Origin of the sequence: Methylobacterium sp. GC_Met_2, assembly GCF_026540795.1 — a bacterium.
Taxonomy (GTDB): domain Bacteria; phylum Pseudomonadota; class Alphaproteobacteria; order Rhizobiales; family Beijerinckiaceae; genus Methylobacterium.
In genome coordinates, this window is sequence record NZ_JALNUM010000170.1 from 1 (window position 1) to 9,800 (window position 9,800).

At 67.3% G+C, this 9,800-nt stretch carries 15 protein-coding genes; 9 read left to right on the top strand and 6 right to left on the bottom strand.

Going from position 1 to position 9,800, the window contains the following annotated elements; all coding sequences use genetic code 11:
* The first annotated feature begins 483 nt into the window (after positions 1 to 483).
* Positions 484 to 864 (top strand): VOC family protein, encoded by a 381-nt coding sequence (locus OXS49_RS31240; protein ID WP_267428465.1) that lies wholly within the window; start codon positions 484 to 486, stop codon positions 862 to 864.
* Between the two features lie 265 nt (positions 865 to 1,129).
* On the opposite strand, the gene OXS49_RS31245 is transcribed toward OXS49_RS31240, so the two are convergent.
* The 3 genes from OXS49_RS31245 to OXS49_RS31255 all read right to left on the bottom strand — a co-directional run bounded on the left by OXS49_RS31245 (position 1,130) and on the right by OXS49_RS31255 (position 2,380).
* Positions 1,130 to 1,375, bottom strand: coding sequence for a hypothetical protein (locus OXS49_RS31245; protein WP_244000446.1), 246 nt, complete (start codon positions 1,373 to 1,375; stop codon positions 1,130 to 1,132).
* A gap of 327 nt (positions 1,376 to 1,702) precedes the next feature.
* Entirely contained in the window at positions 1,703 to 2,008 is a 306-nt protein-coding gene (locus OXS49_RS31250; protein WP_267428466.1) for a hypothetical protein, read from the bottom strand.
* A gap of 135 nt (positions 2,009 to 2,143) precedes the next feature.
* Complete coding sequence (locus tag OXS49_RS31255; protein WP_267428467.1) at positions 2,144 to 2,380, bottom strand: hypothetical protein; 237 nt, start codon at positions 2,378 to 2,380, stop codon at positions 2,144 to 2,146.
* Between the two features lie 146 nt (positions 2,381 to 2,526).
* On the opposite strand from OXS49_RS31255, the gene OXS49_RS31260 reads away from it, so the two are divergent.
* Positions 2,527 to 2,685 (top strand): hypothetical protein, encoded by a 159-nt coding sequence (locus OXS49_RS31260; RefSeq protein ID WP_267428468.1) that lies wholly within the window; start codon positions 2,527 to 2,529, stop codon positions 2,683 to 2,685.
* Positions 2,686 to 2,812: 127 nt separating this feature from the next.
* A complete protein-coding gene (locus OXS49_RS31265) occupies positions 2,813 to 3,040 on the top strand; it encodes a hypothetical protein (RefSeq protein ID WP_244000452.1) in 228 nt (75 codons plus the stop codon).
* 133 nt (positions 3,041 to 3,173) lie between these two features.
* Here the strand turns inward: OXS49_RS31265 and OXS49_RS31270 are convergent, their stop codons facing one another.
* Positions 3,174 to 3,461 carry a hypothetical protein gene (locus OXS49_RS31270; protein WP_244000454.1) on the bottom strand — a complete coding sequence of 96 codons (288 nt, stop codon included), beginning with the start codon at positions 3,459 to 3,461 and terminating at the stop codon, positions 3,174 to 3,176.
* Positions 3,462 to 3,887: 426 nt separating this feature from the next.
* Positions 3,888 to 4,058 carry a hypothetical protein gene (locus tag OXS49_RS31275; protein WP_267428469.1) on the bottom strand — a complete coding sequence of 57 codons (171 nt, stop codon included), beginning with the start codon at positions 4,056 to 4,058 and terminating at the stop codon, positions 3,888 to 3,890.
* Between the two features lie 30 nt (positions 4,059 to 4,088).
* On the opposite strand from OXS49_RS31275, the gene OXS49_RS31280 reads away from it, so the two are divergent.
* The gene (locus OXS49_RS31280; protein ID WP_244000457.1) at positions 4,089 to 4,226 is read left to right on the top strand and encodes a hypothetical protein; all 138 of its coding nucleotides are present in this window, start codon (positions 4,089 to 4,091) and stop codon (positions 4,224 to 4,226) included.
* Between the two features lie 167 nt (positions 4,227 to 4,393).
* Positions 4,394 to 5,680, top strand: a complete 1,287-nt coding sequence (locus OXS49_RS31285) for a nucleotide sugar dehydrogenase (protein ID WP_267428470.1) — start codon at positions 4,394 to 4,396, stop codon at positions 5,678 to 5,680.
* Between the two features lie 67 nt (positions 5,681 to 5,747).
* On the opposite strand, the gene OXS49_RS31290 is transcribed toward OXS49_RS31285, so the two are convergent.
* A complete protein-coding gene (locus OXS49_RS31290; RefSeq protein ID WP_267428471.1) occupies positions 5,748 to 6,491 on the bottom strand; it encodes a hypothetical protein in 744 nt (247 codons plus the stop codon).
* A gap of 143 nt (positions 6,492 to 6,634) precedes the next feature.
* Here OXS49_RS31290 and OXS49_RS31295 point away from each other — a divergent pair, with 143 nt between their 5' ends.
* From OXS49_RS31295 to argC, 4 genes are all read left to right on the top strand, one after another.
* Positions 6,635 to 7,225 (top strand): CoA-binding protein, encoded by a 591-nt coding sequence (locus OXS49_RS31295; protein ID WP_267428472.1) that lies wholly within the window; start codon positions 6,635 to 6,637, stop codon positions 7,223 to 7,225.
* Positions 7,226 to 7,437: 212 nt separating this feature from the next.
* A complete protein-coding gene (rplM, locus tag OXS49_RS31300) occupies positions 7,438 to 7,899 on the top strand; it encodes a 50S ribosomal protein L13 (protein WP_007565855.1) in 462 nt (153 codons plus the stop codon).
* A 2-nt stretch (positions 7,900 to 7,901) separates the two neighbouring features.
* The gene (gene rpsI / locus OXS49_RS31305; RefSeq protein ID WP_243918978.1) at positions 7,902 to 8,387 is read left to right on the top strand and encodes a 30S ribosomal protein S9; all 486 of its coding nucleotides are present in this window, start codon (positions 7,902 to 7,904) and stop codon (positions 8,385 to 8,387) included.
* Positions 8,388 to 8,559: 172 nt separating this feature from the next.
* Positions 8,560 to 9,510: an N-acetyl-gamma-glutamyl-phosphate reductase gene (argC, locus tag OXS49_RS31310; protein ID WP_267428473.1), complete on the top strand. Its 951-nt coding sequence runs from the start codon at positions 8,560 to 8,562 to the stop codon at positions 9,508 to 9,510.
* The last annotated feature ends 290 nt before the right edge of the window (positions 9,511 to 9,800 follow it).

A 9,800-nucleotide genomic window follows, 5' to 3' on the forward strand; every position in this document is an offset into this window, starting at 1 on the left:
CGCGTTGCAATCGCGCGCGGCTCTAAGCCCTTGTTGTGACGCGCTTTCTTGCGCCCAACCGGTGTCCACTTCGTCGGAGAGCGCTCTAATGGCCGCTTTGGACTGACCGCAGCCCACGCGCCATCAGCCGCCACCGACATCAGGACATCCCCGCTGCGCCATCGGTAACGAACCGTTAACCAGACGCGCGCATTCGGACCCGACCAGCTGAAAGCTGACCTTCCACGCCCACACGATCCTCCGCTCAACACGGGTGGGCGTGGAAGTCTTGAATGATGGTCCGGCAACGACGAGCGTGATGATCGTTCCGTCCGTGCGGCCGAAGCGTCGGAAACCGACGCGCACGCAGCCTCATCGCCGTCGCGATGAAGACATCCAGATCGCGAGAACGCCGCAGGGGCGGCCTTCCTCATGTCGAAGCGGCTGGTTGACCTTGCGCCCCGCCCGGCTAGCTGAGGCGACTCCCAGTGGAGGAGATGGCCTGTGTTCAGCCACATGATGGTCGGCACCAATGACATGGCCCGGTCGAAGGCCTTTTATGATGCCCTGTTCGCGGCGATGGACGGCCAACCGGGCATGGAAGATCCCCTGGGCCGCGTGGTCTACATGCATCGGGGCGCGATCTTCCTGATCAGCAAGCCGATCGATGAACGCGCTGCGACCGCAGGCAACGGCAGCACCATCGGTTTCGATGTCGAGTCGCCGGAGCAAGCCGACGCTTGGCACAAGGCCGGAACGGCGCATGGCGGGAGCGCGATCGAAGATCCGCCGGGTGAGCGCAACGGCCCCGCCGGCCGCCTGTACCTCGCCTACCTGCGGGATCCGGACGGAAACAAGCTGTGCGTCCTGCACCGGCTCGGCTGAGGCGCCGGGGCGGGCGACGCGCAGAGCGCGCCCTCCTCACCCGCCTCGATCGCCCAGACCCAGCCGCGATGCGAATGGGCCGCATCAGGGCCAGCGTCAGATTCCGCCGCCACGGCGGGCGCGGTCGAACGCCCGCCTCGGAAGGGCCACGGCCTGTTCGGCGCGGCCCTAAGCCCTCGTTTCAACGTTCTCGCGCGCGCCGAACCGGTGTCACTGCGGCGGAGAGCGCATTCAGCGGACGCCGGCCGTCACGCCGGCGCACCCTTCAGGCGATCGAGTCATCGACGACTTGGTAGGCGAAGAACTTGAACGGGTCCTCGGCCACGCCCTCCTGCGCATCCATGGCGTCCGCGCAGTGCTGGCTCTCGATCGGGGTCGAGGGTCGCTGCGTGAAGGTCGCCGTCGGCGCCTCCGCCCGGGCGGTCTCGATCTGCCGCTCGATCTCGCCCGCATGGGTCGAATGGCAGAGCATCCAGGGCTCGCCGTCCTTCTCGATCGTCACGTAGGCCATGCGCTGTCTCCTGCGTTTCGGGTGGGACAACGCGGCAGGACGCGATTGGGCAGCGGGCGATCGTCGCGGTGACGACACAACTGCGCGCGTGGGGTGGCGGAGTCACACCGCGGCACACGCTTCGAAAGGGCACCGGTGCTCGTCCTGCCCGAGAACCGATCCATCCCCCTCAGCGGGAGCCGTCGCGGCGACCGGGTCCGCAGGCCGAGCGGCAGGAGAACGCCGCCGTCACGCGCATCGTCCCGGCCTCGGTCCTGGTCCTGTTCGCGCCGATCGCACGCGGCTCGCTCGTCCCTGTCGTGGTCGCGCTATCCGGATCCTGACCGATCAGTCCTGCCGATTCGGCAGCCAGCGCGCCATGAACCGAGCCGGCCGGACGGGATCGGCATGCGCTTCGACCGCGGATTCGTCGTCCGGCAGCAGCGACGCGATCAGGTGCAGGAGGTCGTCCCTTTCCTGCCCGCGGAACAGCACGAGGAACGAGCCAAGGTCGAGTTGAACCTCCGGCACGTCCTCGCCGGGACGGTGCAGCACGTAGGGCTGACCGGTTTTCAGATCTCGCGTCAACGCATATCGGTCACCGCGCGCGCCGACGTGGAATTCCTTGGCGACCCGTGGTGTATCCTCAATCATGTCGTTCTCTACGCACACACGAAGACTGATCATAAGCCTCGCATAATGCCCACGACCGGTCCCTAACATGCGTCATATCTGCCGCGCTGTGGACATCATCCCCGAGCCATGGGCCGTCTGAAGGACGGGCCGCATTCAGAGGCCGGGCGGCGCGTCGGGACCAGATCGGGCCGCCGGATCGTGCCGAGAAACAGATCGATTCAGATCGTTTCGCCGCACTGGCTCGAACCAGCCTGCGCCGCCATCGTGGAGATCCTTCTGATCGATACGGCGCTCGCGAACCGCCGACGCCCCGATGACGCCCGTCCTCGAGGCGGACAGGTCCTCCCGGCCGATCACCGCCGTTCTCGGGATGAAGACGATCAACGCCATGTGCGACGTGGCCGACCTGCTCCGGTTGAGCGGAGACCGCGCCGCCTGCAAGATGGGCGGATTAAGCTGTCGACAATCTGCGCGCGCTGGAACCGGGTCTATTCGCAACCGTAATTGTCGAGGTGCGGTAAACTGCGGAGGCCACCATGATGTCGTTTGGCATATTCTGTGTCGTCGCCGGCGCCTGCATGGCGGCCGCGTCCCTGTGGTCCCCGCGCTACCGCGCCCTCCTCGAGGTGATGGGCGGGAGCCTGTTCCTCGCCGGTCTCGGCTTCGCGGGCGCCACGTTCGCGCTGGCCGCCTGATCCGCGCCGGCTTGAGCGTTTCGGCTGCCCGTCCCGAGTCGGGTCCACCCGCGGCGGGACACCCGACGATAGCAGCGATATTTGCAATGAACCCGGCAGTACAACAGTCACCCGGGAATCTGTGCCAATGTCGGACGAATTCATCCCGTTCTGGAGATTACTCGTCTCCGCGGAAGATCAGCTCCAGTGGGGGGTCGAGCCGGAGACGATGGAAGATACGGCCCGCGCACTGGCATGCCGGCATCCGGGCAGCGCATTGGCCGAGCGCCTGATGGCGCGTGCCGCCTATGTCCGCGCGATGGGCGCGCGCATGCCGCGCCATGGGGAACGGACGGCTTCCGTAGCCGCGCCGTGACCGGGCAGGTGATCGGAGCGGACGTCGGCGGCCCGGGCACGATCGTCGCGCGTCCGTAACCGGAGTCGCGCGGCGATCGGGCGAGTCCCGCAACTGGTGATGCCAAGTCTTTGCTGCGACGCGCTCTTGCGCTTCAAGCGACCCGGTGATGCTCGGCGGAGGTCCGGGGGGCCGGAGCGGCAGGCTTGGCCTGCTCGGCCAACGTCCGAAGCGCCGCCACCATCGCGTCGGTCTGCACGTCGGAGACCTGATTCGCCGATCCGTTGCGGCTTCGGCTCCATGCCACCGCGAAGCTGGCCAGGAGGGCGGTCGCGCTGGCGATGAACGGTGCAGTGATCAGCGCCGCAAGCGGACTGATCGGACCCAGAAGGGCGGCCGTCGCCACGCCGCCACCGAGCGCTGCCGCGACTACGAAGAGCATCGGAATTTCGCCCGATAGAGGGAGCAGACCCCAGCGGTCGGCCCTCATCTACGAGATAGGATCAAAGCGTTAAGAACCGGTTAACGGGAAGGTTTGCACGTAACACATGTCTTAGCACTTCGGATGAAGGACAAGCTTCGATCGGATGTTGCAGCATCCGCACCGCAATCGGAAGGTTCCGTCCCAGGCGGTAGCGCCGAAAGGGCTGGGCAAGCAGCATCGCCCGCGGAGCCCGAAGCTGCGGAACGGATCACCGCGCCCCGCGGCGGCCGGCACGACGAAAAAGCGCGTGCCTGTTGCAGTTCGGCGCCCGCACGTTCAGACCCGTCACGGTCCGCTGCACCGAGCCTGCTCCGCGATCCGCCCGGCCTATTCGGCAGGTAGGGTTGCAATTGATCTACAAATGGCTAAGCTCATGCGTAGAGACTACTGAGGAGGGCGGCGATGAAACCAGTCTATCTCCAGGGCGATGACCGCTCGGAAGCCCCGCTTCGCTCCGTGACGGCCGTTCATCCGGTGCACGAGGATCTTCTCCTTCATGAACAGATGCGGCGCCTCCACAACACGCGCGCCCGCCAGCGCGCCGCCCGGCATCATCGTGCCGGCCGATCTCTGATCTGAAACACCGTGCTCGACACCATCCTCCTCATCTGCGCCGCGATCGCCATCGTGGGAACGGCGGTCCGGATCGGCATTGGCGCAGCCGTGCCGGCGATCCGGCCACGCCGGATCGAATGGGATGAGCACGTCGAGACGGACAGTTGAGAAGGCGGGCGCCGGGCGGGCGCCCCAGGCATGCGGGCATCGCGGACGATGGGGCAGCCCACCGCCATCGTCCGTGATTCGGATCGACGCGGGCCCGTCCCCCCCCTATACGCGCCGGGCGGGCGGCACGGTGATTGGAGCTTCTGGCGTCCGCTGAGGGATGCGGCGTGGCGGAGAGCGTGGCAGTCGTCGGCCTGGGCTATGTCGGGCTCCCCTTGGCCCTCGCCTTCGGCCGAATGCGGACAACGATCGGCTACGAGCGGTCCGCCGGCAAGGTGGCGGCCTACCGCGCCGGCCGCGACCCCGCGGGCGAGGTCGACGCGGCGACGTTCGAGTCCGCCCGGCACCTCACGATCACCGACGATCCCGCCGCACTGTCGGCGGTCGACGTCATCATCGTCACGGTCCCGACCCCCGTCGATGCGGCCCAGCGGCCGGATTTCGACCTGCTGATCCAGGCTGCCGCGCTGGTCGGGCAGCACATGCGGCCGGGAACGACCGTGGTGTTCGAATCCACCGTCTATCCCGGCGCGACCGAGGAGATCTGCATCCCCGTCCTGGAGCAATCCTCCGGCCTGCGCTGGAAAACGGATTTCTTCGTCGGCTACTCACCGGAGCGGATCAACCCGGGCGACCGGGAGCACAACCTCACCCGGGTGGTGAAGATCGTCTCGGGCGACACCCCTGAGACGTTGGCACGGCTGAGGGCGCTCTACGGCTCGATCATCGAGGCGGGCATCCACGCTGCCACGTCCATCCGGGTCGCGGAGGCCGCCAAGGTGATCGAGAACACCCAGCGCGACCTCAACATCGCCCTGATGAACGAGCTGTCGCTGATCTTCGACAAGCTCGGCCTCGACACGCTGGAGGTGCTCGAGGCGGCCGGCACCAAGTGGAATTTCCTGCCGTTCCGCCCGGGTCTCGTCGGCGGCCACTGCATCGGGGTCGATCCCTACTACCTCACCCACAAGGCCGCGATGATAGGCTACAACCCGCAGGTGATCCTGGCCGGGCGGCGCATCAACGACAGCATGGCCGCCCACGTCGCCCGCGGGACGGTCAAACGGATCGTCCGCGGGGGCGGGGGGCCGGGCGGAGGCCGTATCATCGTGCTCGGCCTGACCTTCAAGGAGAATTGCGCGGACCTGCGCAACTCCAAGGTCGCCGACCTCGTCCGGGAGTTGGAAGAATTCGGCTGCTCCGTCGCGGTCCACGATCCCCGCGCCAGCGCCGCGGAGGCCCGGGCCGAGTACGGGATCGCGCTGGTCGCGTGGCACGACCTGCCCGACGCGGCCGACGCGGTGGTGATCGCCGTCCCGCATCAGGATTATGCCGCTCTGGGGCCAGCGGCGATCACCGCGCGGCTGCGGCCCGGGGGTCTGGTGGTGGACGTGAAGGCGCTCCACGACCGGGCCACCTTCGCGCGACTGGGCTTCGAGGTCTGGCGGCTGTAGCGTGCTCAGACAGCGCAGCAGCCGTACGATCGAGCGCTCCAGTCGCGGCATTGATGCTGAACGCGCGTCAAAGAGACCCCATGGCCTTCGGATCCGCACGTTTGCTTTCTTGGATGCGCCAGAGCGACATGGCCTTCGACCACGATGGCGTGTCTTCGACACTGTCCAGGCTATTATACTTGCTCGAGGCAAACTCGCGCCACGCTTTGACGAACAAATCGACGACAGGATTGCTCGTCTCGACAGTGACCGGAATGCGCCCGGGATGCGTTTCGCGCATCGCGTTTTCGTAACTCCATTGCGCTTTGGCGCGCGCGGTTATCCAGGACAGGGACACCTTCTCTTCGGTGGAGGCGCCATCCAGAACGCCGATCGACGCCTTGAACGCGGCGGCCGGATCTTTACCCCTCGGGTCGGCGGCGGCACTCGCCGCTGCAAGCAAATCCTCGACGGGCAAGGTCGCGGCCTTGATCTCGGCCTCCGAGAACAAGCCGCCGTGGTTGGTCCTGATTGCGTAGAGCGCACGTCTATCCAGCTTACCGATATTGATGACGTCGCGCCATTCATGTTCGGTCGTATGCCTGTCCGCCGTTTTGTTGAGCCGGATATAAGCGCCGTCGAGAAAAGCTCTTGCCCTGACGGTGACTTGGCCAAAGGACTCCTTCGCGTTTGCCTTGCCGTTGGCCGCGACCGATCCATTGGCCTTATTCGTCGACGACAGACTGGTTGCGGATAGTTCGCTCGACAGCCTCGTGCGATCCGAATTTTTAGAGTAATTGCGGAATATGTACGTACTGAACGCCGAAAACATCGTGCGGTCACCTTTTCAAAAGGTCGCGTGACGCAATGCATTCTCGTTGATCTGGCCTCGGATTGCTAGAAACGCATAAGTTGAGTACACGATATCGGCAGCGAAGACGTTTTGCGTGTTCCGTCCAGCGGAGGAGGCACGCCATGCAAGCGACAGGCGACGAACCCGGCGCGGTTGCCGACCGGCATGCGCGCTACCCCGACGCGCGGATCCGTGCGATCCTGAACGATACGCGCACGATCGCGCTGGTGGGCGCCTCGGCAAACCCCGCTCGCCCGAGCTGGATCGTGATGAAATACCTGCTCGCCCGGGGCTACGCGGTGATCCCGGTCAATCCCGGCCTCGCCGGCCAGGATCTGCTCGGCCGCCGGGTCGCGGCGACGCTCGCCGAGGCGCAGGCCTCCCTGGGCGGCCAGCCGATCGACATAGTCGAGATCTTTCGCAACTCCGCCGCTGCGGGCCCGCTGGTCGACGAGGCACTGGCGCTCTCGCCCCTGCCCAGAATCATCTGGATGCAGCTCGGCGTGCGCGACGACGCAGCCGCTGCCCGGGCCGAGGCCCAGGGCCTCACGGTGATCATGAACCGCTGTCCCAAGATCGAGTACGGGCGGCTCTCGGGCGAGATCGGCTGGACGGGGGTGAATTCCCGGATCCTCACCGCGCGCAAGCCGGTGCTCGCCGCCAAGGGTGTCCAGAAGCTCACCATCGCCGAGCGCGGCCGACGCAGCGAGTGAATGAGGTATCCCGATACCGCATCCGCTAACCCACTCGGAGAGTTGGATTTTCGAGAAAAAATCAGTTCCGTGTTGACCCGGCATGCGCGTCCGGCTATGCACCCGCTACCGCCGCCGCGTGCCCCCCACGCGGCGGCTCCTTTTTCGGCACCCCGATGCCTGACGGCCCCGCCGGTCGGGGTCGGATGCGTCGGAACCCCTGGGATTTGGCTATGAAGACCACCTCGCTGAAGCCCGCCGAGGTCGACAAGAAGTGGATCGTGATCGACGCGGAGGGCCTCGTTGTGGGCCGTCTGGCGTCGATCGTGGCGATGCGCCTGCGCGGCAAGCACAAGGCCGCCTACACGCCCCACGTCGATTGCGGCGACCATGTCATCGTCGTCAACGCGGACAAGGTGAAGTTCACCGGCCGCAAGTACGTCCAGAAGCGCTACTACTACCACACCGGCTATCCGGGCGGGATCAAGGAGCGCACGGCCAAGTTCATCCTCGAAGGGCGCTTTCCCGAGCGTGTGGTCGAGAAGGCCGTCGAGCGCATGCTGCCCCGCGGCCCGCTCTTCCGCCAGATCCTCGGCAACCTCCGCGTCTACAAGGGCGCCGAGCACCCGCACGTCGCCCAGCAGCCGCAGGCGCTCGACGTCGGCGCCCTCAACCGCAAGAACGTGAGCGCTTGATCATGGCGACCCTGCAGTCCCTCGCCGACCTCAACCGGGCGAATACCGGCGCGGCCGACCCCGCCAACGAGGCCCCCGTCCACGTCCAGAAGCTGGACGCCCAGGGTCGGGCCTACGCCACCGGCAAGCGTAAGGACGCGGTCGCCCGCGTCTGGATCAAGCCCGGCAACGGCACGGTCACGATCAACAAGCGCCCGGTGGAGGTGTACTTCGCCCGGCCGGTGCTGCGCATGATCCTGCGCCAGCCGCTGGAGATCGCCGGCCGTATCGACCAGTACGACATCAACGTCACGGTGGCGGGCGGTGGCCTCTCGGGTCAGGCTGGCGCGGTGCGTCACGGCCTCTCGAAGGCGCTGACCTACTACGAGCCGGAGCTGCGCGCGCCGCTGAAGCGCGAAGGCTTCCTGACCCGCGACGCCCGCGTGGTCGAGCGTAAGAAGTACGGCCGCAAGAAGGCCCGCCGCAGCTTCCAGTTCTCCAAGCGTTAAGACATCCGGTCATACCGGTGTCACGGAGAGGGCGGTTCCTGCGGGGGCCGCCCTCTTTGCGTTTCGAGCCCGGCGCATGGCCGTTGACAGGCTGTCGCACCGCGCGCACCTGATCCCCGGCCGCGGTGCCCGAGGCGGGCGGCACGGCCCCTTTGAGAAAGCGAGACGGACGATGTCTGGCGAAGGCGCGACGAAGCCCACCGTGTTCATCGACGGCGAGGCCGGCACGACCGGTCTCGGCATCCGCGAGCGCCTGGAGCGCGACGGGCGGGTCGCCCTGCGCAGCATCGCGCCCGAGCACCGGAAGGATCCGGAGGCCAAGCGCGCGCTGCTCGCCGCGGTCGACCTCGTCGTGCTGTGCCTGCCCGACGAGGCCGCCAAGGCGACGGTGGCGCTCGCCGACAGCCTGCCGGGCGGCGGACCCCGCGTGCTCGACGCCAGCACCGCCCATCGCGTGGCCGAAGGCTGGAGCTACGGCTTCCCGGAGATGACCCGGGAGCAGGGCGCCGCGATCGCCCGCGCCCGGCGGGTGGCCAATCCTGGCTGCTATCCGACCGGGGGCATCGCGCTCCTGCGGCCCCTCGTGGAGGGCGGTCTGATCCCGGCCGATCATCCGATCAGCGTCAACGCGGTCAGCGGCTACAGCGGCGGCGGCAAGAGCATGATCGAAGCCTATGAGCAGGGCACGGCGGCGCCGTTCCTGCTCTACGGCCTCGGCTTCGCCCACAAGCACGTGCCGGAGCTGCAGCGCTACAGCGGGCTCGCCCGGCGGCCGATCTTCGTGCCGTCCGTGGGCAATTTCCGGCAGGGCATGCTGGTGAGCATCCCGCTCCATCTGGACGCGCTGCCGGGCAAGCCCGCTTCCGCCGATCTGGAAGCTGCGCTCCGCGACTGGTACGCCGACCGGCCGCTGGTACAGGTCGTGCCGGGCGCCGCCTCGGGGGCGCAGGGCGAGACGATCGAGCCGGAGGCGCTCAACGACACCGACCGGCTGGAGCTGCGTGTGTTCGGCTCGTCCGAGCACGGGCAGGCGGTGCTGGTGGCGCGCCTGGACAATCTCGGCAAGGGCGCCTCCGGGGCGGCGGTGCAGAATATCGGGCTGATGCTCGGCCTCGACGGCTGAGGATCGCGCGTCCCGGCCCGGTGCGACGAAGCGGCGCCGGTGGCCGTCCGATGGCCACGCAGCTTGTTTACCGCGTGCCGGTGATCCGATAGGGCGGGTGCCTGACGACGGCACGCGCTCCGCTGCGGGTCTGCGCCTCCGCGCAAATGCGCCCGATCCGCCCTGAGACAAGCACGGTTCGTCGGTCGGTCAGAATCCACGCAGCGGGTCGGGAAGGCCGAGGGAGCGGCTTGGTGAGATTGATCGCGTGACGCGGCTGAAAGCTCTGTACCGAAGCGGATCGCTCTCAC